This is a genomic window from Pantoea sp. JZ29 (assembly GCF_035190385.1).
Taxonomy (GTDB): Bacteria; Pseudomonadota; Gammaproteobacteria; order Enterobacterales; family Enterobacteriaceae; genus Pantoea; species Pantoea stewartii.
Genome location: NZ_CP045241.1, coordinates 3,126,133 through 3,151,285, shown reverse-complemented (window position 1 = coordinate 3,151,285; position 25,153 = coordinate 3,126,133). Strand labels below are relative to the sequence as shown.

Annotated in this window: 24 protein-coding genes; 23 read left to right on the top strand and 1 reads right to left on the bottom strand. The window is 55.1% G+C overall.

The annotated features are described in order from the left end of the window. Nucleotides 1-116 precede the first annotated feature (116 nt). From GC090_RS14660 to GC090_RS14610, 11 genes are all read left to right on the top strand, one after another. Complete coding sequence (locus GC090_RS14660; RefSeq protein ID WP_006118440.1) at nucleotides 117-1,076, top strand: YbgA family protein; 960 nt, start codon at nucleotides 117-119, stop codon at nucleotides 1,074-1,076. Between the two features lie 12 nt (nucleotides 1,077-1,088). After that, a complete protein-coding gene (phrB, locus tag GC090_RS14655; protein ID WP_324021604.1) occupies nucleotides 1,089-2,516 on the top strand; it encodes a deoxyribodipyrimidine photo-lyase in 1,428 nt (475 codons plus the stop codon). Nucleotides 2,517-2,533: 17 nt separating this feature from the next. Beyond that, nucleotides 2,534-3,277: a type 2 GTP cyclohydrolase I gene (locus tag GC090_RS14650; protein WP_324020215.1), complete on the top strand. Its 744-nt coding sequence runs from the start codon at nucleotides 2,534-2,536 to the stop codon at nucleotides 3,275-3,277. A 155-nt stretch (nucleotides 3,278-3,432) separates the two neighbouring features. Next, the gene (gene pxpB, locus GC090_RS14645) at nucleotides 3,433-4,089 is read left to right on the top strand and encodes a 5-oxoprolinase subunit PxpB (protein WP_172912279.1); all 657 of its coding nucleotides are present in this window, start codon (nucleotides 3,433-3,435) and stop codon (nucleotides 4,087-4,089) included. Further along, nucleotides 4,083-5,015, top strand: a complete 933-nt coding sequence (pxpC, locus tag GC090_RS14640) for a 5-oxoprolinase subunit PxpC (RefSeq protein ID WP_324020214.1) — start codon at nucleotides 4,083-4,085, stop codon at nucleotides 5,013-5,015. Before pxpB ends, pxpC begins: the two co-directional genes overlap by 7 nt. Further along, nucleotides 5,005-5,742, top strand: coding sequence for a 5-oxoprolinase subunit PxpA (gene pxpA / locus GC090_RS14635; protein ID WP_324020212.1), 738 nt, complete (start codon nucleotides 5,005-5,007; stop codon nucleotides 5,740-5,742). Before pxpC ends, pxpA begins: the two co-directional genes overlap by 11 nt. 57 nt (nucleotides 5,743-5,799) lie before the next feature. Next, the gene (locus tag GC090_RS14630) at nucleotides 5,800-6,531 is read left to right on the top strand and encodes a DUF969 domain-containing protein (RefSeq protein WP_006118446.1); all 732 of its coding nucleotides are present in this window, start codon (nucleotides 5,800-5,802) and stop codon (nucleotides 6,529-6,531) included. Beyond that, nucleotides 6,528-7,544, top strand: coding sequence for a DUF979 domain-containing protein (locus tag GC090_RS14625; RefSeq protein ID WP_324020211.1), 1,017 nt, complete (start codon nucleotides 6,528-6,530; stop codon nucleotides 7,542-7,544). The genes GC090_RS14630 and GC090_RS14625 overlap by 4 nt, the downstream gene beginning before the upstream one ends. A gap of 6 nt (nucleotides 7,545-7,550) precedes the next feature. After that, the gene (pcp, locus tag GC090_RS14620; RefSeq protein WP_324020210.1) at nucleotides 7,551-8,198 is read left to right on the top strand and encodes a pyroglutamyl-peptidase I; all 648 of its coding nucleotides are present in this window, start codon (nucleotides 7,551-7,553) and stop codon (nucleotides 8,196-8,198) included. 11 nt (nucleotides 8,199-8,209) lie between these two features. After that, on the top strand, nucleotides 8,210-8,998 hold the full coding sequence (gene nei / locus GC090_RS14615; RefSeq protein WP_039337980.1) for an endonuclease VIII: 789 nt from the start codon (nucleotides 8,210-8,212) through the stop codon (nucleotides 8,996-8,998). A 94-nt stretch (nucleotides 8,999-9,092) separates the two neighbouring features. After that, entirely contained in the window at nucleotides 9,093-9,680 is a 588-nt protein-coding gene (locus GC090_RS14610) for a GNAT family N-acetyltransferase (protein ID WP_110267774.1), read from the top strand. 80 nt (nucleotides 9,681-9,760) lie between these two features. Here the strand turns inward: GC090_RS14610 and GC090_RS14605 are convergent, their stop codons facing one another. Continuing rightward, nucleotides 9,761-11,044: a citrate synthase gene (locus GC090_RS14605; protein WP_006118451.1), complete on the bottom strand. Its 1,284-nt coding sequence runs from the start codon at nucleotides 11,042-11,044 to the stop codon at nucleotides 9,761-9,763. Between the two features lie 625 nt (nucleotides 11,045-11,669). Here GC090_RS14605 and sdhC point away from each other — a divergent pair. The 12 genes from sdhC to ybgE all read left to right on the top strand — a co-directional run bounded on the left by sdhC (nucleotide 11,670) and on the right by ybgE (nucleotide 25,142). After that, nucleotides 11,670-12,059: a succinate dehydrogenase cytochrome b556 subunit gene (gene sdhC, locus GC090_RS14600; protein WP_033739345.1), complete on the top strand. Its 390-nt coding sequence runs from the start codon at nucleotides 11,670-11,672 to the stop codon at nucleotides 12,057-12,059. Continuing rightward, nucleotides 12,053-12,400: a succinate dehydrogenase membrane anchor subunit gene (gene sdhD, locus GC090_RS14595; RefSeq protein WP_006118453.1), complete on the top strand. Its 348-nt coding sequence runs from the start codon at nucleotides 12,053-12,055 to the stop codon at nucleotides 12,398-12,400. The genes sdhC and sdhD overlap by 7 nt, the downstream gene beginning before the upstream one ends. Next, entirely contained in the window at nucleotides 12,401-14,167 is a 1,767-nt protein-coding gene (gene sdhA, locus GC090_RS14590) for a succinate dehydrogenase flavoprotein subunit (protein ID WP_006118454.1), read from the top strand. It begins immediately after the preceding gene. A 14-nt stretch (nucleotides 14,168-14,181) separates the two neighbouring features. Continuing rightward, on the top strand, nucleotides 14,182-14,898 hold the full coding sequence (locus tag GC090_RS14585) for a succinate dehydrogenase iron-sulfur subunit (RefSeq protein WP_006118455.1): 717 nt from the start codon (nucleotides 14,182-14,184) through the stop codon (nucleotides 14,896-14,898). Between the two features lie 200 nt (nucleotides 14,899-15,098). After that, nucleotides 15,099-17,906 (top strand): 2-oxoglutarate dehydrogenase E1 component, encoded by a 2,808-nt coding sequence (gene sucA, locus GC090_RS14580; RefSeq protein ID WP_006118456.1) that lies wholly within the window; start codon nucleotides 15,099-15,101, stop codon nucleotides 17,904-17,906. A gap of 15 nt (nucleotides 17,907-17,921) precedes the next feature. Continuing rightward, a complete protein-coding gene (odhB, locus tag GC090_RS14575) occupies nucleotides 17,922-19,145 on the top strand; it encodes a 2-oxoglutarate dehydrogenase complex dihydrolipoyllysine-residue succinyltransferase (protein ID WP_006118457.1) in 1,224 nt (407 codons plus the stop codon). A gap of 68 nt (nucleotides 19,146-19,213) precedes the next feature. Further along, the gene (gene sucC / locus GC090_RS14570) at nucleotides 19,214-20,380 is read left to right on the top strand and encodes an ADP-forming succinate--CoA ligase subunit beta (RefSeq protein ID WP_006118458.1); all 1,167 of its coding nucleotides are present in this window, start codon (nucleotides 19,214-19,216) and stop codon (nucleotides 20,378-20,380) included. After that, a complete protein-coding gene (gene sucD / locus GC090_RS14565) occupies nucleotides 20,380-21,255 on the top strand; it encodes a succinate--CoA ligase subunit alpha (RefSeq protein ID WP_006118459.1) in 876 nt (291 codons plus the stop codon). The genes sucC and sucD overlap by 1 nt, the downstream gene beginning before the upstream one ends. A gap of 742 nt (nucleotides 21,256-21,997) precedes the next feature. Beyond that, nucleotides 21,998-23,569, top strand: a complete 1,572-nt coding sequence (gene cydA, locus GC090_RS14560; RefSeq protein WP_006118460.1) for a cytochrome ubiquinol oxidase subunit I — start codon at nucleotides 21,998-22,000, stop codon at nucleotides 23,567-23,569. Between the two features lie 11 nt (nucleotides 23,570-23,580). Next, nucleotides 23,581-24,720, top strand: coding sequence for a cytochrome d ubiquinol oxidase subunit II (cydB, locus tag GC090_RS14555; RefSeq protein WP_324020200.1), 1,140 nt, complete (start codon nucleotides 23,581-23,583; stop codon nucleotides 24,718-24,720). 15 nt (nucleotides 24,721-24,735) lie between these two features. Next, nucleotides 24,736-24,849: a cytochrome bd-I oxidase subunit CydX gene (cydX, locus tag GC090_RS14550; protein WP_006118462.1), complete on the top strand. Its 114-nt coding sequence runs from the start codon at nucleotides 24,736-24,738 to the stop codon at nucleotides 24,847-24,849. Next, nucleotides 24,849-25,142, top strand: coding sequence for a cyd operon protein YbgE (gene ybgE / locus GC090_RS14545; protein WP_006118463.1), 294 nt, complete (start codon nucleotides 24,849-24,851; stop codon nucleotides 25,140-25,142). Before cydX ends, ybgE begins: the two co-directional genes overlap by 1 nt. Nucleotides 25,143-25,153: the final 11 nt, after the last annotated feature.

Here is a 25,153-nt window from a genome sequence, read left to right as displayed (position 1 = left end):
CGGGCTGGTCATCTGAAAGGCTTCGCGGCGTTCACTTTTGCTACACAGAATCTGTACCATCCCGGTCGTTTTACGCTACACTTAAACCTCTACAAGTTTTCGGAGGTTGTACAAGTATGAGCGAAAAAATTCCCGTTGGGATCAGCGCTTGCCTGCTTGGTGAGAGCGTCAGATTTGATGGCGGCCACAAGCGGCTCGCGTTCGCCACTGAGCAACTGACGCCTTTTGTTCGCTTCGAACCCGTTTGCCCTGAAATGGCGATTGGGCTGCCCACGCCGCGCCCGGCGCTGCGCTTAGTTAAGCAGAGCGACGACGATGAACTGCACCTTTGCTTCAGCAAAGAGGGCGGCGATGACATCACCGATAAGATGCGCGACTGGTCCGAAAAACGCGTGAAATCGCTGCATCACCTGTGCGGCTACATACTGTGTGCAAAATCACCCAGTTGCGGGATGGAGCGCGTGCGTATCTACGAGCCCGCCACCAATAATAACCGTAAAGCGGGAACCGGTATATTTACCCGTTTTCTGCAACGTGAAATGCCCTGGTTACCGCTCGAAGAAGACGGGCGTCTGAACGATCCGACATTACGTGAAAACTTTATCGGCCGGATTTGCGCGCTGCACGAGTTTCATGAAATGTGGAAAAAGGGGCTGACCCGTCATGGCCTGATTGCCTTCCACAGCCAGTATAAATTGTTACTGCTGGCGCATTCGCAAAAAAAATACCGTGAACTGGGCCCCTTTGTTGCCTCGATGAACCAGTGGGAGTCACTGGAGGCGTTTGCCTTCGAGTACCGCAACCGCCTTATGGATCTGATGTCACAACCGGCCTCGCGCACTAACCACACCAATGTGTTGATGCATGTTCAGGGTTATTTCCGCAGTCAACTGAGTTCGCCGCAACGTAGAGAACTGACGTCACTGATTGATTGTTACCGTCAGGGCACGCAACCGTTACTGGCGCCGATTACGATTCTTAAGCACTACATGGCTGAATATCCTCATCCGTGGCTGACGCAGCAGCGCTACTTCGATCCTTACCCGGAAGCGCTGCGCCTGCGCTACGGACAATGAGTCGGGAGCATGATGACGACCCATCTTGTCTGGTTCCGTAATGACCTGCGCATCAATGATAACCTTGCGCTGCATGCCGCCTGCAGCAAGTCAGATGCCCGTGTCATAGCACTGTTTATTGCCACGCCGGGACAGTGGCAGCAACACGATATGGCCCCCCGGCAGGCCGCGTTTATTCACCAGAATCTCTGCAGCCTGCAGGCATCACTGGCCGAAAAAGGCATCCCGCTGCATGTTCATCAGTGTGATGATTTCGCTGCCAGCGTGGATTTTCTCGTCACGTTTTGTGAACAGCAAAACGTTGATCAACTGTTTTATAACTACCAGTATGAATTTAACGAACGTCAGCGCGATGCGCAGGCGGAAAAGCGGTTAGATGAAGCGGACGTGATCTGTCAGGGGTTTGATGACAGCGTACTTTTCTCGCCCGGCAGTATCCAGACCGGCGATGGTGAGATGTACAAAGTGTTTACCCCGTTCAGCAAAGCCTTTATTCGTCGCCTGCAGCAGGGGTTGCCTGAGTGTGTCCCGGCGCCTAAAGCCCGGGATGGCGCGCCCCTGAACACACCAAAAGCGATTTCGCCGTTTGATTACGACCATGCTGAGGTTGATGATGCGCTGTTTCCGGCCGGTGAACAGGCGGCGATTAAGCGGCTACGTGCGTTTGCGCAGCATGCCGTGCTGGATTATCCAAAGCAGCGTGACCTGCCTGCGCGCGACAGCACCAGCCGGTTATCGGCTTACCTAACCATCGGCGTGCTTTCACCGCGCCAGTGTCTGCATCGGGTGTTGCATGAACATCCCGGGGCGCTGGAAGGCAGCCCGGCGGCCGTCTGGATCAATGAACTCATCTGGCGTGAGTTCTATCGCCATCTCATCGTTGCGTTTCCCCGACTGTGTAAGCATCAGCCTTTTGTCCACTGGACGCGTCATGTCGCGTGGCAACGAAACGAGGCGCATTTTGACGCCTGGAAAGCCGGGAAAACCGGTTATCCCATCGTCGATGCGGCCATGCGACAGATGTTGCAGACCGGCTGGATGCATAACCGGCTTCGCATGATCACGGCCAGTTTTCTGGTAAAGGATCTGTTAATCGACTGGCGCCAAGGCGAGCGCTATTTCATGCAGCAGCTTATCGATGGCGACCTGGCCGCCAATAACGGCGGCTGGCAGTGGGCGGCGTCCACGGGGACCGATGCCGCACCTTATTTCCGCATTTTTAACCCTACGACGCAAAGTGAGCGTTTCGATGAACAGGGTGATTTTATTCGTCACTACCTGCCCGAACTGAAAGACGTGCCGGACAGTGCGATTCATCAGCCGCACGAATGGGCGCGGAAAAACAACAAGACACTCGATTATCCAACACCGATCGTGGAACATAAGGACGCACGTAAAAAGACACTCGACGCCTTCGAGCGCGCAAAAAATGCGGCCTGAGGTGGCAAGGAGCAGAAATGAATCACTATGCGTTAGAAAAAATCGTTAACGATCAGCTGGCAACCCATACCTTCAGCGATTATGCGCCAAACGGGCTACAGGTCGAAGGCCGACCTGAAGTGAAAACGATCGTTACCGGCGTGACCGCCTGCCAGGCGCTGCTGGATGAAGCGGTGGCGCGCAAAGCCGATGCGGTGCTGGTACATCACGGTTATTTCTGGAAAAGTGAACCGGCGGTGATTAAAGGCATGAAACGCCAGCGTCTGCGCACGCTACTGGCAAACGATATTAACCTCTACGGCTGGCACCTGCCGCTGGATGCGCACCCTGAGCTGGGCAATAACGCGCAGTTGGCTAAGCTGCTGGGTATTAACGTGATGGGCGAGATTATGCCGCTGGTACCCTGGGGCGAACTGACTCAGCCTGTGAGCGGCCATGCGTTGGCACAGCGTATTACTGAGGTGCTGGGACGGGAGCCGCTTCACTGTGGTGATAATGCGCCAGCAGCGATCCGTCGTGTTGCCTGGTGCAGTGGCGGCGGTCAGGGATTTATTGATAATGCGGCCGCCTTTGGCGTAGATGCCTTTATTACGGGCGAGGTCTCTGAGCAAACCATTCACAGCGCCCGTGAACAAGGCCTGCACTTTTTCGCCGCAGGCCACCATGCCACCGAACGCGAGGGTATTCGGGCGTTGGGTGAATGGCTGGCGGAGCATCATGGCCTGGATGTCACGTTTATTGATATTCCCAATCCCGCCTGATCCCCCTGGGTTCTGCCATCTGCGCAGAACCCAAACCTGTTGACACATTACCGTCACTTTCGCATAACTACCTTCCTGGGTTGTAAAACACATTTGGCTTTTGCGCGCCAGAATCCTGTCTGAGTGCCGCAAAGCTGTTTACCAGGAGGTACGTGTTGCAAAAAACACGATGCTATATGCTCGGCGAGCGCGCGGTGGTACTGGAGTTGTCTCCGCCCGTTTCGCTGGCCAGTCAGCAGCGAATCTGGCATCTGTGCCAGCGTTTGCAGTCACACGACGCGACCCGGGAAGTGATTCCCGGCATGAACAACCTGACGCTGCTGTTACGGGAGCCGCCCAGAGATGCCCGACAGGCGACAGCGCAACTTGAACAGTGGTGGCAGGAAAGTGAGGCGCAGGACACAGAGTCGCGCCTTGTGACTATACCGGTCATCTATGGGGGCGAGGCGGGGCCGGACTTGCGTCAGGTGGCCGACCACGCCGGCATGACGGAAAAGCAGGTCGTCGCGTTACACAGCAGCACGGATTACGCGGTTTTCTTTATTGGTTTTCAGCCCGGCTTTCCTTACCTGGCCGGCCTGGATGCGCGCCTGCATATGCCGCGCCGCGCCGAACCGCGCGTTGCGGTTCCGGCTGGATCGGTGGGCATCGGCGGCAGCCAGACCGGTGTTTATCCGCTGGTCTCACCAGGCGGCTGGCAGTTGATTGGCAGGACGCAGGTCGCGCTTTTCACACCCAGCCAGCAGTCGCCAACCTTACTTCGTCCGGGTGACAATGTCCGGTTTGTGCCGCAAAAGGAAGGGATATGTTAAACATTCTTCGCGCGGGTCTGGCAACCAGCATTCAGGATTTCGGACGCTATCACTGGCGACAGTATGGCATCGGCGTCAGTGGTGTTCTGGATCAACCCGCCATGATCACAGCCAATCTGCTGGCAGGCAATCCGCCGGGCAGCGCCGTGCTGGAGATTGTCCTCGGACAGTTTAAAGCGGAATTCCGTCGGGATGGGTGGTTTGCACTAACGGGAGCGGGTTGTCAGGCCGAACTGGATGGCAAGCCTGTCTGGACAGGCTGGCGTTTACCGGTAAAAAAAGGGCAGCTCCTGGTGTTGAAGAAACCGATTCACGGCATGCGCAGCTACCTGGCTGTGCACGGTGGATTCGCTATTCCGCCAGTGCTGGGCTCATGCAGCACCGACATTAAGGCCGGTTTTGGCGGCTTTGAGGGGCGGACGCTGCAGGACGGCGACGTCATTCCGCTTGGCAAACCGCAACAGCACTTCACGAGCAAAAAAGGCGTGCGCCAGTTGCTCTGGGGTAACCGTATTCGGGCGTTACCCGGACCGGAATACCATGAATTCAGCGAAGCGTCACAACAGGCGTTCTGGCGAGCAGCCTGGAAGCTGAACCCTCAAAGTAATCGCATGGGCTACCGTTTGCAGGGCCCTGCTTTGCAACGCGACGTGCCGCGCGAGTTGTTATCGCATGGTCTGGTGCCCGGCGTCATTCAGGTGCCTGGAAACGGTCAGCCGATCGTCCTGCTGGCGGATGCACAGACCACCGGCGGCTATCCACGTATCGCCTGCGTCATTGAATGCGATCTTTATCATCTGGCGCAGATTCGTCTGGGCGAGCCGATTCATTTTATGCCCTGTACGCCCGAAGAGGCGCTGGCGGCAACGCGACAGCAGCAGCACGTATTGGGGCAAATGGCCTGGGGACTGGCAAATGAAAATTGATTTAAACGCCGATCTGGGCGAGGGGAGCAGCAGTGATCGTGCGCTGTTGCAGCTGGTGAGTTCCGCCAACATCGCCTGCGGCTTTCACGCAGGCGACGCGCAGATGATGTTGCAGGCCATTCGCTGGGCCAGCGAATTTGGCGTGGCGATTGGCGCGCATCCCAGCTTTCCCGATCGTGAAAACTTTGGCCGCAGTGCGATGCAACTGCCGCCGGAAACTGTCTATGCGCAAATCATCTATCAGGTTGGTGCGCTCAAAAGTCTGGCGGAGAGTGAAGGGCAGTCGCTTGTTCATGTTAAGCCTCACGGTATGTTGTATAACCAGGCGGCGGAGGATGCCACGCTGGCCGAGGCGATTGCGCGAGCCGTCAAAGCCGTCGATGCCCGGCTGATCATGGTGGGGCTGGCTAACAGTGAGTTGATTCGCGCGGCGGCCCATCACGGCCTGAAAACCCGGGAGGAGGTGTTTGCCGATCGCGGCTATCTCAGCAGCGGCGCGCTGGTGCCCCGTGGCCAGCCCGGCGCATTGATTGAAGAGGAAGACCAGGCGATTCAGCAAACCCTGATGATGGTGCGACAGGGGCAGGTCATCAGTGTGACCGGTGAGGCGGTTCAGGTGAACGCAGAAACCGTCTGCCTGCATGGTGACGGGGCGCATGCACTGACGTTTGCGCAACGTCTGCGTGCCAGCTTTGCCAGCCATGCTATCACCGTCACCAGTCAATAAAAAAACGGCATAACCAGCCTGAACGTCTCGGGCTTACTATTTCACGAGGGGAAAAGTATGGACAGCGTAGTAAATCTCTGGCCGCTGCTGGGCATTGCTGCCATCGTCGTTGGCTTCGTTTTGCGTTTTAACCCGGTGCTGGTGGTCATTGTTTCAGGCTTCGTCACCGGGATCGCTGCCCTGATGCCGCTGGGCGATATTTTACAAAAGCTGGGTGAGGGATTTCTGAATACCCGCAACCTGCCGTTGATCCTGCTGCTGCCGCTGGCGGTTATTGGCTTACTGGAACGCCATGGTCTGAAACAGCGCGCGCAGGCGTGGATTGCCCAGATCAAAACGGCGACGGCGGGACGGTTGCTCATTGTCTATCTGTTTGTGCGTGAGGTGACTGCGGCCCTCGGGCTGACCAGTCTCGGCGGTCATCCGCAAATGGTGCGCCCGCTACTTGCGCCGATGGCCGAGGGGGCCAGCGAAAACCGCTACGGGGCCCTACCGCCCGAGGTCCGTCATCGCCTGCGTGCCATGTCCGCTGCCACCGACAACGTCGGGCTGTTCTTTGGTGAGGATATCTTTGTCGCCTTTGGCGCCATTATTTTTATGCATAATTTTATGCAGGAGTCCGCCGGTATCCAGACTGAGCCACTGCATATTGCCCTGTGGGGCATTCCCACGGCGCTCTCAGCCTTTCTGATTCATTCCGCCCGCCTGATCAGGCTGGACCGCCAGCTGGCACGAGAACTGCGCGTCATCAACAGCGAGGCCATGAAAGCCAAAGGAGAGCCGTCATGATTCAGCAACAGTATCTGATGTGGCTGGCTGGCCTGATTCTGCTGGTTGTCGCGGTTTTATCCTGGCGCGACAGCGCAAATCCGCGCCGTTTCACCACTGGCTTATTTTGGGGACTCTATGGCCTGATTTTTCTGGTGGGTGACTGGACAACCGCTCTGATGACCCAAATGATGGGCTCTGCCGAAAGCGGCACACGTACGTTGCAAATTAGCGTGGGCGTAGCGGTGGTTATCATGGGGATCCTTGCCGGTTGTGGTGGGGTAAAAATGGGCCGCTATCACCAGCGCAGTGAGGCGGAAAAACAGGCCAGTGCCCAGCGTCTGGGCAACAAACTTTTCCTGCCAGCCCTGGCGATCCCCGTCGTGACAGTGATCGGTGTGTTAGCGTTTAATAACCTTCCCGGTCTGCAAACGTGGGTGTTCGGCGCGGGCAACCATTCCACCCTGATTACGCTGTTCTCCATGGCCACAGGCTGTCTGCTGGGCTGGCTGATCGCCATGAAAATGACGCGTGAAACCCCAGTGCAGTCGATGCAGGAAACCCGACGTTTGCTGGACTGCATCGGCTGGGCGTTTCTCCTGCCGCAAATCCTGGCAACCCTGGGGCTACTGTTTACGGCCGCGGGCGTCGGTGGTGCGATCTCCCATCTCACCGAACATTATCTTGCCGTGGATAACCGTTTCATTGCGGTCACGGTTTACGCGGCAGGGATGGCACTGCTCACCATGGTGATGGGGAATGCGTTCGCGGCGTTCCCGATTATTACCGCGGGCATCGGCATTCCCATTCTGGTGTTACAGCATGGCGGCAACCCGGCGGTCATGGCGGCAATCGGGATGTTTTCCGGCTACTGCGGTACGTTAATGACGCCGATGGCAGCAAACTTCAACATTGTGCCTGCTGCCTTGCTGGAGTTACCGGATCGCAACGCGGTCATCAAAGCTCAGGTGCCAACCGGTGTGCTACTGTTAATTGTTAACATTTTCTTACTCTACTTCCTGATGTTTTTGTGAGGCAGCATGAAAACGGTATTAATGACGGCATTTGAGCCCTTTGGCGGCGAATCCATTAATCCCTCCTGGCAGGCGGTCAGTGCCCTTGAAGGCCAGACTATTGCCGGCGCACGCATCGTGACGCGCCAGTTGCCCGTCGTATTCAGCGAGGTGCTGGACGTGCTGTATCAGGCGCTGGAAACGATCAGGCCCGATGCCGTTATCGCTGTCGGGCAGGCAGGCGGTCGCAGCGATATCACGGTAGAGCGAATTGGTATTAATGTGGATGATGCGCGCATCCCGGATAATGCGGGCAGGCAACCCGTGGACGAACCCATCGTTCAGGATGGCCCGGCCGGATATTTTTCACGCCTGCCGATCAAAGCCATTGTGGCCGCGGTGCGGGAAGCGGGCATTCCGGCATCGGTGTCGCAAACCGCAGGAACCTTTACCTGTAACCGGGTGATGTATGGTCTGTTGCACTGGCTTGAAAGCAACGGCAGCCCGGCATGGGGCGGTTTCATTCATATTCCCTACCTGCCTGAACAGGCGGTGCATCACCCGGGTGCACCCAGTATGCCCGCCGCAACCGTTATTGAGGCGCTGAAAATTGCCGTACAAACGACCCTGACCACCGCTCAGGATGTGAAGGAAGTGGGTGGCGCAACGCATTAAGAGGACGAGTGATGCCTGAAGGACCGGAGATTCGCCGCGTGGCGGATCAGCTTGAAGTGGCCATCGTCGGCCAGCCCCTGACCGACGTCTGGTTTGCGTTTCCCGAATTAAAAACCTATGAGCCCGCATTGCTGGGAGAACAGGTGGCGTCGATAGAGACGCGCGGTAAAGCGTTGCTGACCCATTTCAGTAACGGCCTGACGCTGTATTCGCACAATCAGCTGTACGGCGTCTGGCGCATCGTCCCGCCAGACATGCAGCCCGAGACAAAACGGCAGTTACGTGTGCGTCTCGCGACGGCTAATCAGGCGATATTGCTTTACAGCGCGTCGGATATTGAACTCCTGAATGCGGAAACGCTTGCCCGTCATCCGTTTCTCAATCGCATCGGGCCGGATGTACTGAATGCGGAGTTGACCGTAGAGGCGGTCAGGGAACGGCTGTGCTCGCCGCGTTTCTGTCGTCGCCGGTTCAGCGGACTGTTACTGGATCAGGCTTTTCTGGCCGGACTGGGCAACTATTTACGTGCTGAGATCCTCTGGCTGGCCCAGTTGCTTCCCCGGCATAACGCACAGTCGCTGAGTGAGGCGCAACTGACGGCTTTCTGCGAAGCGCTGTTGTCCGTGCCGCGTCATGCCTATCGCATGCGCGGCACCATGAAAAAATACCACAGCGAAGCGGCATTTCGGTTTGAAGTGTTCCACCGCCAGGGCAAGACATGTCGCCGCTGCGGCGAAGTGATCGAAAAGGGCGTCCTGTCCGCCCGACCGTTTTACTGGTGCCCTGGCTGTCAGAGATAAAAACGCTGGCCTGTCCCGCCGTTGCACGCGGGCAATGTCACTCGTCAGCGAAGGATATCGTCACCCGGTTTTCTTCACAGCATAAGGAATCATCATGACACCTGAGATTGTGACGGAAAGGCTGCGCTTAAAACCCCTGTCGCTGGAGGATGCCGATGCCATGCAGATCGCGTTTCCGCGCTGGGAAATTGTACGCTACCTGATCGATTCGGTGCCCTGGCCTTATCCCGAGGGCGGGGCACGAGACTATATTGCCAATGTCGCCTTACCGGCGGTCGCGGCCGGGACGGGCTGGTACTGGACATTGCGGCCTAAAACGGCGGAACAGCAACTGATTGGCGTTATTTGCCTGATGGAGACGCCGGATAATAACCGGGGCTTCTGGTTGGTACCGGAGTGGCAGGGGCAGGGCTATATGACAGAAGCCTGCCTGGCCGTGACGGATTACTGGTTTACCGATCTGAAAAAACCGCTGCTGAGAACGCCAAAAGCGGCACTGAATCAGCGATCTGTGAACATTTCTGTCAACAGTGGTATGCGCTGTATCCGCACAGAGAAAAAACAGTACGTTTCAGGCACACATGACTCGCAATTATGGGAAGTGACGCGAGAAGAATGGCAGGCCTTTCGGGCATCTCAAACGTCCGCCGTTCATCCTCTCACTAAGATTCGCTCACGCTGACCGGCGGCGTCAGTAAAAAAAAGCGGCGGTGCCCGTAAGGACACCACCGCTTTTCGCCTTACCGCCCGTTGCCGGACAGCTTATTTATCCAGCTTCGAGCTGAACTCGCGTTCGGTGTAACCGGTATACAGCTGACGCGGACGGGCAATTTTCATGCCTTCGTCGTGCATTTCTTTCCAGTGCGCGATCCAGCCAACGGTACGCGCCATGGCGAAAATCACGGTAAACATGGACGAAGGGATGCCCATGGCTTTCAGGATGATACCGGAGTAGAAATCCACGTTTGGATAGAGTTTGCGCTCGATGAAGTACGGGTCGTTCAGCGCAATGTGTTCCAGTTCCAGCGCCACTTCCAGCAGATCGTCTTTCATGCCCAGTTCGTTCAGCACTTCATGGCAGGTTTCACGCATAACGGTCGCGCGCGGGTCATAGTTTTTATAAACACGGTGACCAAAGCCCATCAGGCGGAAAGAGTCATTTTTGTCTTTGGCACGGCGCACAAACTCAGGAATGTGCTCGACGGTGCTGATCTCTTCAAGCATACGCAGACAGGCTTCGTTCGCGCCGCCGTGTGCGGGTCCCCACAGGGAGGCAATACCGGCCGCGATACAGGCAAACGGGTTAGCGCCTGACGAGCCAGCGGTACGTACGGTAGAGGTCGAGGCGTTCTGTTCATGATCGGCGTGCAGAATCAGAATGCGATCCATGGCGCGTTCAAGCACAGGGTTAACCTTGTATTCTTCACACGGTGTTGCAAACATCATGTGCAGGAAGTTACCGGCATAGGAGAGGTCGTTACGGGGATAGACGAACGGCTGACCGATTGAATACTTGTAACACATCGCTGCCATGGTAGGCATTTTCGACAGCAGACGGAAAGCGGCGATTTCACGGTGGCGCTCGATGTTTACATCCAGCGAATCGTGATAAAACGCAGCCAGTGCGCCGGTCACGCCGCACATCACCGCCATCGGGTGTGAATCACGACGGAAACCGTGGAACAGACGGGTAATCTGCTCATGAATCATCGTGTGGCGCGTAACCGTTTGTTTAAACTCTTCAAACTGGGCTTTCGTGGGGGCTTCACCATTTAACAGGATGTAGCACACTTCCAGGTAGTTAGAGTGGGTAGCCAGTTGGTCAATAGGGAAGCCGCGGTGAAGCAGAATGCCTTCATCACCATCGATAAAGGTGATTTTTGATTCGCAGGACGCTGTAGACGTGAAACCAGGATCGAAGGTAAACAGGCCGTTGGAACCCAGTTGACGGACATCGACGACATCCTGGCCCAGCGTGCCTTGCAGTACACCCAGTTCAATGGACGTTTCATCTGATAGGGTTAGCGTCACTTTTTTATCTGTCATTTTCGTCTCCATAGCGCCTTAGGCAGGTAAGGATCTTTCGACACCTGAAACGCGTGCATGTTGCAATTTGGCAGTACTTCACGGTGTCACTCTGCATTATAAGCAGTGAAGGGTACAGAGTGAGAGGCGCGTTCCACTGGAAATGTAAAGCCGTGACATGTGCATATCGCGGTTGTTAAAGATCCGGTCAGGACATAACTTCTTTGTAACCAATAACCTGATGGTATTTAAAGCGGTTACCGACAATGTTACATAACTTCAGCTTAGGAGAAAGTGTATCCCCATAACTTTTGTGCATCATAGGATTTTATCGGACTAGTTTGTAACTGAATTGTTGAACTATTGTCAAATCAGATAATTAAATTTGTATGAATTGTGAAAAACGTGAGTGGGATCACTGTTCCATCGAAAATTCTCCAAAGAGTTTGTAGGGGAATTGTAATCAGAATGTGATCGTCCTATACTTCCGGCCAGGTCTCCGGAACACCCTGACACCAGGAGCCACCCAGCGTTTGTACCACGTCATTTAACACTGGATGTTGCTATTTTGGTGACGGATTAAGACTGAACCTTTTTTTCGGGTTTGGGCCTGTCTTCCGGAGGAAGCAAAATAAAAAAGAGCTGTGTGGGCAAAACCGTGAAAAAACAAAGACCTGTCAACTTGGATCTCTCGACGATCCGGTTTCCCGTTACTGCAATATCGTCCATTCTCCACCGTGTCTCCGGCGTCATCACTCTGGTTGCTCTCGGCATCCTGTTGTGGCTTCTCGGTCTTTCTCTCTCCTCTCCTGAAGGTTTTCAGCACGCGGCATCTATCATGAGCGGCTTCTTTGTGAAGTTTATCATGTGGGGCATTCTGACCGCGTTGGCCTATCATACGGTGGGCGGGATACGTCATATGTTAATGGATTTTGGTTATCTGGCGGAAACGCTCGAAGCAGGTAAGCGTTCTGCGCAGGTGACATTTGGTATTACTGTCGTGCTTTCAATCTTAGCAGGAGTCCTCGTATGGTAAGCAATGCATCCGCGTTGGGTCGCAATGGCATTCAGGACTGGCTGTTGCTGCGCGCGTCGGCAATCCTTATTACGCTTTACATCATCTACATGCTCGGTTTCGTGGTGATGACAGACACGCTGACGTATGACATCTGGCGTGGCTTCTTTGCCTCAGCATTTACAAAAGTGTTCACGCTCCTGACGCTGTTTTCCATCCTGATCCACGGCTGGATTGGTATGTGGCAGGTCTTAACGGACTACGTGAAATCGCTGGCGGCGCGTTTGCTGTTACAGCTGGTTATCGTGGTGGCACTGTTGTCATATGCAATTTATGGGTTTGTTGTGGTGTGGGGTGTGTAAATGAAGTTACCAGTCAGAGAATTTGATGCCGTGGTGATCGGCGCAGGTGGCGCGGGTATGCGCGCGGCACTGCAAATCTCCCAGTCGGGCCAGACGTGCGCCCTGCTGTCCAAAGTGTTCCCAACCCGTTCTCATACGGTATCCGCGCAGGGCGGTATTACCGTTGCGCTAGGCAATACCCATGACGATAACTGGGAATGGCATATGTATGACACCGTCAAAGGCTCCGACTATATCGGCGACCAGGACGCGATTGAATACATGTGCCACGTCGGTCCGGAAGCGATTCTGGAACTGGAACACATGGGCTTACCTTTCTCCCGTCTTGATGACGGCCGCGTTTATCAGCGTCCGTTTGGTGGTCAGTCAAAAAACTTCGGTGGTGAGCAGGCGGCGCGTACTGCCGCGGCAGCTGACCGTACTGGCCACGCCCTGCTGCATACGCTGTATCAGCAGAACCTGAAAAACAAAACCACCATCTTCTCCGAATGGTATGCACTGGATCTGGTCAAGAATGACGACGATGCGATTGTGGGTTGTACTGCTATCTGCATGGAAACCGGTGAAACCGTCTACTTCAAAGCCAAGGCGACCATTCTGGCGACCGGTGGTGCAGGACGTATCTATCAGTCGACGACCAATGCCCACATTAACACTGGCGACGGTGTTGGCATGGCGCTGCGCGCAGGTGTACCGGTGCAGGACATGGAAATGTGGCAGTTCCACCCAACCGGTATCGCAGGTGCGGGTGTGCTGGTCACCGAGGGCTGTCGCGGTGAAGGCGGCTATCTGCTGAACAAACACGGTGAGCGCTTCATGGAGCGCTATGCGCCAAACGCCAAAGACCTGGCAGGTCGTGACGTGGTGGCCCGTTCTATGATGGTGGAAATTCGTGAAGGCCGGGGCTGTGATGGTCCATGGGGCCCGCACATCAAGTTGAAACTTGACCATCTGGGTGCCGAAGTGCTGGAGTCACGTCTGCCGGGAATCCTGGAACTGTCCCGTACCTTTGCGCACGTTGACCCGATTAAAGAGCCGATTCCTGTTATCCCAACCTGTCACTACATGATGGGCGGCGTACCGACCAAAGTGACCGGCCAGGCGCTGCGCGTCAATGCGCAGGGCGAAGATGAAGTGATTCCGGGCCTGTTCGCTGTGGGTGAAATCGCCTGCGTATCTGTTCACGGCGCGAACCGTCTGGGCGGAAACTCACTGCTGGACCTGGTGGTCTTTGGTCGCGCGGCGGGTGTTCATCTGCTTGAATGTCTGGAAGAGCAGGGCGAACTGCGCGAAGCCAGTCAGGAAAACATCGATGCTGCCATGGCGCGCTTCAATCGCTGGGAGAACAACACCACGGGTGAAGATCCGGTTGAAATCCGTAAAGCGTTGCAACGCTGCATGCAGAACAACTTCTCGGTTTTCCGCGAAGGTGATGCCATGCGTGAAGGTCTTGAAGAGCTGAAAGTGATTCGTGAGCGCCTGAAGTCTGCGCGTCTGGATGACCGTTCACCCGACTTCAATACACAGCGTATCGAGTGCCTTGAGCTGGATAACCTGATGGAAACCGCCTATGCCACAGCGGTTGCGGCTAACTTCCGTACAGAAAGCCGTGGTGCACACAGCCGCTTCGACTATCCGGAACGTGATGATGCGAACTGGCTGTGCCATAGCCTCTATGTTCCGCAAACGGAAAGCATGACGCGCCGTGAGGTGAACATGCAACCGAAACTGCGTGCGGCCTTCCCGCCAAAAGCGCGTACCTACTAATTGCGGAGATCATCATGAGACTAGAATTTTCGATCTATCGTTATAACCCGGACGTCGATGATAAACCGCGCATGCAGGATTACAGCCTGGAAGCGGAAGATGGCCGTGACATGATGCTGCTGGACGCGTTGATCCGTTTAAAAGAAAAGGATCCTACGCTGGCTTTCCGTCGCTCGTGCCGTGAAGGCGTGTGCGGATCAGATGGCCTGAACATGAACGGTAAAAACGGCCTGGCCTGCATTACGCCGGTTTCCGCCTTAGGCAACGGTAAGCAGAAGATTGTGATTCGTCCTCTGCCTGGCCTGCCTGTGGTGCGCGACCTCGTGGTAGACATGAGTCAGTTTTATACTCAGTATGAGAAAATTAAGCCTTTCTTGTTGAACAACGGTGAAAACCCACCTGCGCGTGAGCATCTGCAGACGCCGGGCGAGCGTGAGCATCTGGACGGCCTGTATGAGTGTATTCTCTGCGCCTGTTGCTCAACCTCATGCCCGTCGTTCTGGTGGAATCCCGATAAATTCATCGGGCCTGCGGGTCTGCTGGCGGCATACCGCTTCATTATTGACAGTCGCGACACCGAAACCGATGCGCGTCTGGATAATCTGAGCGATGCATTCAGCGTGTTCCGCTGCCACAGCATCATGAACTGTGTCAGCGTGTGTCCTAAAGGTCTTAACCCCACGCGCGCCATCGGCCATATCAAGTCGATGCTGCTGCAACGCGGGGCATAGTGATACAGCCGGGAACCTCAGGTTCCCGGTGTTTTACGGAAGCCTCTTTAAACGCGGTTTCGACCACGTTTACAAAGGTTCCCTTACGGGCCGGGCGCGCGCTGCGCACAGTGCTCGTATCGCTGAACTCACTACGGCAAACCGCGAAAGCGGCAACAAATGAAACCTCAATAAAGCATAACATTGCTTAAGGGATCACAATGCAGAACAGCGCGATGAAGCCCTGGCTGGACTCCTCCTGGCTGGCCGGCGCGAATCAGTCTTACATAGAGCAACTCTATGAGGATTTCCTGACCGATCCTGACTCTGTGGATGCAGTGTGGCGCTCGATGTTCCAACAGTTACCAGGCACGGGAGTGAAACCTGAGCAGTTCCACTCCGCGACCCGCGAATATTTCCGTCGCCTGGCGAAAGACGCATCTCGTTACACCTCCTCAGTCACCGATCCGGCAACCAACTCCAAGCAAGTGAAAGTGCTGCAACTGATCAACGCGTTTCGTTTTCGCGGCCATCAGGAAGCAAACCTGGATCCGCTTGGCCTGTGGAAACAGGACCGTGTTGCCGATCTCGACCCTGCTTTTCACGATCTGACCGACGCCGATTTTCAGGAAAGCTTTAACGTAGGTTCTTTTGCTATTGGCAAAGAAACCATGAAGCTGGCCGATCTGTTCGAGGCGCTGAAGCAGACTTACTGTGGTTCGATTGGTGCAGAGTACATGCACATCAACAACACCGAAGAGAAACGCTGGATTCAGCAGCGTCTCGAATCCGGTGCTGGCCACTGTTCGTTCAGCGGTGAAGAGAAAAAAGGTTTCCTGAAAGAGCTGACTGCGGCAGAAGGCCTTGAAAAATATCTGGGCGCAAAATTCCCGGGTGCCAAACGCTTCTCGCTGGAAGGCGGTGATGCACTGGTGCCTATGCTGCGTGAGATGATTCGTCATGCAGGTAAAAGCGGCACCCGCGAAGTGGTGCTGGGGATGGCGCACCGTGGCCGTCTCAACGTCCTGATTAACGTGCTGGGTAAAAAGCCACAGGATCTGTTCGACGAGTTCTCAGGCAAACATAAAGAACACCTGGGCACCGGTGATGTGAAATATCACATGGGCTTCTCATCGGATATCGAAACCGAAGGCGGTCTGGTACACCTGGCGCTGGCCTTTAACCCGTCTCACCTGGAAATTGTCAGCCCGGTGGTCATGGGGTCGGTGCGTGCCCGTCTGGATCGTCTGGCTGAGCCGGTCAGCAACAAAGTGCTGCCCATCACTATTCACGGTGATGCGGCGGTCATTGGTCAGGGCGTGGTGCAGGAAACCCTGAACATGTCTCAGGCCCGCGGCTATGAAGTCGGTGGCACCGTGCGTATCGTGATCAACAACCAGGTGGGTTTCACCACCTCGAATCCGAAAGACGCGCGTTCTACACCGTACTGTACTGACATTGGTAAAATGGTGCTGGCACCGATTTTCCACGTCAATGCGGACGATCCGGAAGCGGTGGCCTTTGTGACCCGACTGGCGCTGGACTATCGCAATACCTTTAAACGCGATGTGTTTATCGATTTGGTGTGCTATCGCCGCCATGGTCACAACGAAGCGGATGAGCCAAGCGCCACGCAGCCGTTGATGTACCAGAAAATCAAAAAGCATCCCACCCCGCGTAAAATCTACGCCGATCGTCTGGAAAGCGAAGGTGTCGCGTCACAGGAAGATGCCACCGAGATGGTCAATCTGTACCGTGATGCGCTGGATGCCGGCGAATGCGTGGTGCCAGAATGGCGTCCGATGAGCCTGCACTCCTTCACGTGGTCACCGTATCTGAATCACGAGTGGGATGAACCCTATCCGGCTCAGGTGGACATGAAGCGTCTGAAGGAGCTGGCGCTGCGTATCAGCCAGATCCCTGAAGAGATTGAAGTCCAGTCTCGCGTCGCCAAGATCTATAACGATCGTAAGCTGATGGCCGAAGGCGAGAAAGCGTTTGACTGGGGCGGCGCTGAAAACCTGGCGTACGCCACGCTGGTCGATGAAGGCATTCCGGTACGTTTGTCGGGTGAAGACTCCGGCCGTGGCACCTTCTTCCACCGTCATGCCGTGATCCACAATCAGACCAACGGTTCAACCTACACGCCACTACACCATATTCATAACAGTCAGGGTGAATTCAAAGTCTGGGACTCCGTCCTGTCTGAAGAAGCCGTGCTGGCCTTTGAATACGGTTATGCCACCGCAGAGCCGCGCGTGCTGACCATTTGGGAAGCGCAGTTCGGCGATTTTGCTAACGGTGCGCAGGTGGTGATTGACCAGTTCATCAGCTCCGGCGAGCAAAAATGGGGCCGTATGTGTGGCCTGGTGATGCTGCTGCCACACGGCTATGAAGGTCAGGGCCCTGAGCACTCCTCCGCCCGTCTGGAACGTTATCTGCAGCTCTGCGCTGAGCAGAACATGCAGGTCTGCGTACCCTCAACACCGGCTCAGGTTTACCACATGCTGCGTCGTCAGGCGCTGCGCGGTATGCGCCGTCCGCTGGTGGTGATGTCACCGAAGTCGCTGTTGCGTCATCCTCTGGCGATTTCCTCGCTGGATGAACTGGCAAACGGCAGCTTCCAGCCAGCGATCGGCGAAATTGACGATCTGGATCCGCAAGGCATCAAGCGCGTCGTGCTGTGCTCCGGTAAGGTCTACTACGATCTGCTGGAACAGCGTCGTAAAGACGAAAAAACCGATGTCGCTATCGTGCGTATCGAACAACTTTACCCGTTCCCGCATCAGGCGGTACAGGAAGCGTTAAAAGCGTATTCCCACGTACAGGATTTTGTCTGGTGTCAGGAAGAGCCACTGAACCAGGGTGCCTGGTACTGTAGCCAGCACCATTTCCGTGATGTGGTACCGTTTGGTGCAACGCTGCGTTATGCAGGTCGCCCGGCATCGGCTTCACCGGCCGTGGGTTATATGTCCGTACATCAACAACAGCAGCAAGACCTGGTTAATGACGCACTGAACGTCAATTAATTAAAAGGAAAGATAATGAGTAGCGTAGATATTCTCGTTCCCGACCTGCCTGAATCGGTTGCAGATGCCACAGTAGCAACCTGGCACAAGAAACCAGGCGATGCAGTCAGTCGCGATGAAGTCATCGTCGAAATTGAAACCGACAAAGTGGTTCTGGAAGTGCCGGCGTCTGCGGACGGCGTGCTGGAAGCCGTACTGGAAGAGGAAGGGGCAACCGTTACCTCTCGTCAGATTCTCGGCCGCCTGAAAGAAGGCAACAGCGCTGGCAAAGAAAGCAGTGCGAAAGTCGACAGCAACGAATCCACACCAGCCCAGCGTCAGACCGCTTCTCTGGAAGAAGAGAGCAACGATGCGCTGAGCCCGGCGATTCGTCGTCTGATTGCCGAACACAACCTTGATGCCTCACAGATCAAAGGCACCGGCGTGGGTGGACGTTTAACGCGCGAAGATGTTGAAAAACATCTGGCGAACAAACCGCAGGCAGACAAAGCCGCGGCACCGGCATCTGACGCGCAGCCTGCCCAGCAGCCTGTGGCTAACCGCAGCGAAAAACGTGTGCCAATGACGCGCCTGCGCAAGCGCGTCGCGGAACGTCTGCTGGAAGCCAAGAACAGCACCGCCATGTTGACAACCTTCAACGAAATCAACATGAAGCCGATTATGGATCTGCGTAAGCAGTACGGCGAAGCGTTCGAGAAGCGTCACGGTGTGCGTCTGGGCTTTATGTCGTTCTACATTAAAGCCGTGGTGGAAGCGCTGAAGCGTTACCCTGAAGTCAACGCCTCAATTGATGGCGAAGACGTGGTTTACCACAACTACTTTGATGTCAGCATCGCCGTTTCTACCCCACGCGGCCTGGTGACCCCTGTTCTGCGTGATGTGGATGCGCTGAGCATGGCTGACATCGAGAAGAAAATTAAAGAACTGGCAGTAAAAGGCCGTGACGGCAAGCTGACGGTTGACGATCTGACGGGCGGTAACTTCACCATCACCAACGGTGGTGTGTTTGGTTCACTGATGTCAACGCCAATCATCAACCCGCCACAGAGCGCAATCCTGGGCATGCACGCCATTAAAGATCGTCCTATGGCGGTGAATGGTCAGGTTGTGATCCTGCCAATGATGTACCTGGCGCTCTCTTATGATCACCGTTTGATCGATGGTCGTGAATCTGTCGGCTATCTGGTCGCAGTGAAAGAGATGCTGGAAGATCCGGCGCGTCTGCTGCTGGATGTCTGATTCATCACTGGGCACGCGTTGCGTGCCCAACCTCAATACTCTTTTCAGATCTGAATGGATAGAACATCATGAACTTACACGAATACCAGGCTAAACAGCTGTTTGCACGGTATGGCATGCCAGCACCGACCGGCTACGCCTGTACTACACCACGTGAAGCAGAAGAAGCGGCATCGAAAATCGGTGCAGGCCCGTGGGTAGTTAAATGTCAGGTTCATGCCGGTGGCCGCGGTAAAGCGGGCGGTGTGAAGGTAGTTAACAGTAAAGAAGACATCCGTGCTTTCGCTGAAAACTGGCTGGGTAAACGTCTGGTGACCTACCAAACTGACGCCAATGGCCAGCCGGTAAACCAGATTCTGGTTGAAGCGGCGACCGACATCGATCAGGAGCTGTATCTGGGTGCCGTGGTCGACCGTGCAACGCGTCGCGTGATCTTCATGGCGTCAACCGAAGGTGGCGTGGAAATCGAGAAAGTGGCGGAAGAAACTCCGCACCTGATCCACAAAATGGCGCTCGATCCGCTGACCGGTCCTCAGCCTTATCAGGGCCGTGAGTTGGCGTTCAAACTGGGCCTGACCGGCAAGCAAGTCAGCCAGTTCACCAAAATTTTCATGGGTCTGGCGACCATGTTCCTGGAACGTGACCTGGCGATGGTTGAGATCAACCCGCTGGTCATCACCAAACAGGGCGACCTGATCTGTCTGGATGGCAAACTGGGTGCCGATGGCAATGCCCTGTTCCGTCAGCCAGAGCTGCGTGAAATGCGCGATCCAAGCCAGGAAGACCCACGTGAAGCACACGCAACGCAGTGGGAACTGAACTATGTTGCGCTGGAAGGCAACATCGGTTGTATGGTTAACGGCGCAGGCCTGGCGATGGGCACCATGGACATCGTTAAGCACCACGGCGGTCAGCCAGCAAACTTCCTGGATGTCGGCGGTGGCGCGACCAAAGAGCGCGTAACGGAAGCCTTCAAAATCATCCTGTCTGACGACGCCGTGAAAGCGGTTTTCGTTAACATCTTCGGCGGCATCGTGCGTTGCGACCTGATCGCAGACGGCATCATCGGTGCAGTGGCAGAAGTGGGTGTGAACGTACCGGTTGTGGTACGTCTGGAAGGTAACAACGCTGAGCTGGGCGCTAAGAAACTGGCGGACAGTGGTCTGAACATCATTGCAGCAACCAGTCTGACAGACGCGGCACAGCGTGTTGTTGCTGCTGCGGAGGGTAAATAATGTCCATTTTGATCGACAAAAACACCAAAGTCATTTGCCAGGGTTTCACCGGCGGACAAGGGACGTTCCACTCTGAGCAGGCGCTGGCTTACGGCACGCAGCTGGTCGGCGGTGTGACGCCAGGCAAAGGCGGCACCACTCATCTGGGCCTGCCGGTGTTTAACACCGTGCGTGAAGCGGTTGAAGCCACTGGCGCAACGGCTACCGTCATCTACGTTCCGGCTCCGTTCTGTAAAGACGGTATCCTGGAAGCGATCGATGCCGGCATCAAGCTGATCATCACCATCACCGAAGGCATCCCGACGCTGGATATGCTGACCGTGAAAATGAAGCTGGATGAAGCGGGCGTTCGCATGATCGGGCCAAACTGCCCGGGTGTGATCACCCCAGGCGAATGTAAGATCGGTATCATGCCGGGCCACATTCATCAGCCAGGCCGCGTCGGTATCGTATCGCGTTCAGGTACGCTGACGTATGAAGCCGTTAAGCAGACTACCGATATCGGTTACGGCCAGTCTACCTGTGTTGGTATTGGTGGTGACCCGATCCCGGGTTCTAACTTCATCGACATCCTGAAAATGTTCCAGGACGATCCACAGACTGAAGCGATCGTCATGATCGGTGAAATCGGGGGCAGCGCGGAAGAAGAAGCGGCTGCCTTTATCAAAGATCACGTGACCAAGCCGGTTGTGGGCTACATCGCAGGCGTGACCGCGCCGAAAGGCAAACGTATGGGCCATGCAGGCGCCATCATCGCCGGCGGTAAAGGTACGGCAGACGAGAAGTTTGCTGCACTGGAAGCGGCGGGCGTGAAAACCGTACGCAGCCTGGCTGACATCGGTGATGCTGTTAAAGCCGTTCTGCCAGCGAAGTAATCGCATCCACTGAAAAAGCCACCTTCGGGTGGCTTTTTTTATGGCTGGCAAAACATTGCCGCACAGCCACAAGGCCGGTCACGAACGTGGGTAGTGAAAAAAGGGCGCTGGCCGGACGGGCAGGGCGAATTGCAGGCAGGATGATTGCCTGTCACTCACTTAAAAAATACGCTGCCCTCAGGCCCGTTTTTAGATATTGAATAAGAACGTGAAATAACCATTAAATTAATTTAAGTATTGCCCCGTTTATTTGCTATGATGAATTCAGCCCACCGCATCGTCGTCGCGGATCGTTAAGTTATTAAACAGGGATCAAAGTTAAATTTCTTTATAATTAAAAATTAATAAGAGACAATTTTTTAACAAAGAACGCTTAAGAACATATTTTTATCTTTGCTTCATTATTCCAGATCAACTTCCCCTTATATATAACAAACTTTACCGCTAGCAAAGCCTACCGTTAAGCGCTTAAATTGCGCTGCATCAATCCAGCCTTTTAAAAAAATAAACAAACGTTTGTTCAAATACGGGAAAGCATCAATTTTTATTTATCCCCCGTTAAGCGTTTGAACTACGCCGCTGCGTTGATGTTTAACCAGGTTAGATTAACCGCTACTCCCTCATCTCAGGCCGCACAGCGTTATGACCTGCCGATGATAAAACTGGAATCAATAATCAGTCGTTCCTGACGCTTATTCGGCCCACACGGCTCAGGCGTTCATGCGAGGAGCAAGGAGTTTTTATGCTAGATATCGTCGAACTGTCGCGTTTACAGTTTGCCTTAACGGCGATGTACCATTTTCTGTTTGTGCCATTAACGCTCGGTATGGCGTTTTTACTGGCCATCATGGAAACGGTATACGTCCTGAGTGGTAAACAAATCTATAAAGATATGACCAAGTTCTGGGGCAAGTTGTTTGGTATTAACTTTGCCCTGGGCGTGGCCACCGGACTGACAATGGAATTTCAGTTCGGCACCAACTGGTCTTATTATTCTCATTATGTTGGCGATATTTTTGGTGCGCCGCTCGCGATTGAAGGCTTAATGGCTTTCTTCCTGGAATCCACCTTTGTGGGCCTGTTCTTTTTCGGCTGGGATCGCCTGGGTAAAGTACAGCATCTGGCGGTGACCTGGCTGGTCGCAATCGGTTCGAATATGTCGGCACTGTGGATTCTGGTAGCGAATGGCTGGATGCAAAACCCCATCGCCTCTGAGTTTAACTTTGAAACCATGCGCATGGAGATGGTGAGCTTCTCTGAGCTGGTATTAAACCCGGTTGCGCAGGTGAAATTCGTGCATACCGTGGCGGCAGGCTATACCACAGGAGCCATGTTTATTTTAGGCATCAGCGCCTGGTATTTACTGAAAGGCCGTGACATGGCGTTTGCAAAACGCTCTTTTGCTATCGCGGCCAGTTTCGGCATGGCGGCGGTGCTGTCGGTGATTGTGCTGGGTGACGAATCCGGTTACGAGATGGGCGACGTACAGAAAACCAAGCTGGCCGCTATTGAAGCGGAATGGGAAACCCAACCGGCACCGGCCGCCTTTACGCTCTTTGGCGTGCCCGATCAGTCAGCACAGCACAACAAGTATGCGATCCAGATCCCTTATCTCTTAGGGCTCATTGCCACGCGGTCGACCGATACGCCGGTGACCGGACTAAAAGAACTGCTGGCGCAACACGAAGTGCGAATTCGTAACGGTATGAAGGCTTACGCGCTGCTGGATGAACTGCGACAGGGCAATACCGATCCGGCCGTCCGCGATGCCTTTAACCACAGCAAAAAAGACCTGGGTTATGGTCTGCTGTTAAAACGCTATACCGCGAACGTGTCGGATGCCAGTGAAGCGCAGATTAAACAGGCCACGCAGGATTCGATTCCTCGCGTCGCACCGCTCTACTTTGCGTTCCGTATCATGGTGCTTTGCGGCGTGCTGCTGCTCGGCGTCATTGCACTGTCATTCTGGAGTGTGATTCGAAATCGCATTGGTCAACAGCGCTGGTTACTCAAAGCCGCACTGTACGGCATTCCGCTGCCGTGGATTGCGGTAGAAGCGGGCTGGTTTGTGGCGGAGTACGGTCGTCAGCCCTGGGCGATTGGGGAAGTCCTGCCCACCGCGATTGCGAACTCCACGCTGACCGTGGGCGATGTCCTGTTCTCAATGATACTGATTTGCGGACTGTATACCCTGTTTCTGGTGGCCGAGATGTACCTGATGTTTAAGTTCGCGCGTCTGGGGCCCAGCAGCCTGAAAACAGGGCGCTATCACCATGAACAGATCGTTAAAAACGCTCAGCCGGTGCGTGGATAAGGAGAAGCCCCATGTTTGATTATGAAGTTCTGCGCTTTGTCTGGTGGCTGCTAATCGGCATTCTGCTGGTGGGCTTTGCCGTCACCGATGGTTTCGATATGGGCGTCGGGATGCTGACGCGCGTATTAGGCCGGACCGATACCGAGCGTCGTGTGATGATCAATTCTATCGCGCCGCACTGGGACGGCAATCAGGTCTGGTTGATCACCGCCGGTGGCGCACTGTTTGCCGCCTGGCCGATGGTGTACGCCGCCGCGTTTTCCGGCTTCTACGTGGCGATGATTCTGGTGCTGGCCTCGTTGTACTTCCGTCCGGTAGGCTTTGACTATCGCTCAAAAATCGAAGATGCACACTGGCGCGGTGCCTGGGACTGGGGCATTTTTATCGGCAGCTTTGTCCCGCCGCTGGTGATCGGCGTCGCCTTTGGCAATCTGCTGCAGGGCGTGCCTTTTCATGCCGACGAGTACATGCGGCTGTATTACACCGGAAACTTTTTCCAGCTGCTGAACCCCTTTGCACTGCTGGCCGGTGTGGTGAGCGTTGCCATGATACTGACGCAGGGTGCGACCTATCTGCAAATGCGCACCACGGGCGAACTGCACCTGCGTTCACGCATCACGGCGCAGATTGCCGCGCTGGTGATGATGGCGTGTTTCGCGCTGGCTGGCGTCTGGGTAAGGTACGGTATTGACGGCTATGTGGTGACCAGCACGCTTGATCACTTCGCTGCTTCTAATCCCCTGGGGAAAACCGTGGTGCGCGAAGCGGGGGCCTGGATGGTGAATTTCCAGCAGCATCCTGTGTTGTGTTTATTCCCGCTTCTGGGCGTGGTGTTGCCCTTACTGACCGTAATGTGTTCGCGCGGAGAGAAGGGCGGCTGGGCGTTTCTCTGCTCATCGCTGACGCTGGCCTGCGTCATCATGACCGCCGGCATCGCGATGTTTCCGTTCATTATGCCGTCCAGTACCGTTCCCGGCACCAGCCTGACCATGTGGGACGCCACCTCCAGTTTGCTGACGCTGGAAATAATGACCTTCGCGGCGATAATTTTTGTGCCGGTTATTCTGCTCTATACCAGTTGGTGTTACTGGAAAATGTTTGGTCGTATCACTAAAGAACATGTTGAGCGCAACAGTAACGCACTCTATTAATAAAGGAGACGACATATGTGGTATTTTGCCTGGATTCTCGGCACCCTGCTGGCCTGTGCCTTTGGCATCATCACCGCGCTGGCGATAGAACATATCGAAGACAGCGCCGACGCGGAACGCCAGTCGTAATGCGCACAGGCATTCAGACAGGTTATCGCCTGATGGATAAGGGCCCGCTCCGGGCCCTTTCTCTGATACTCGCCTTATGGCTGGCCGGCTGCCTGTTATGGGACCCCGCGCGCTATGCAACCCGCCCGGAAGGCATCCTGCTATGGCAGGGCATCGTACTGATTTGGGCGGTCTGCACGGGGGTTATTCACGGCAGCGGATTCCGTCCGCGCCGTTTACGCTGGCGTGCGTTCTTTGCGCCATTGCCCGCCTTACTGGTACTCTTCTGGGCGCTGAGTCACTTTTATCGCTGACGACCTGTCAC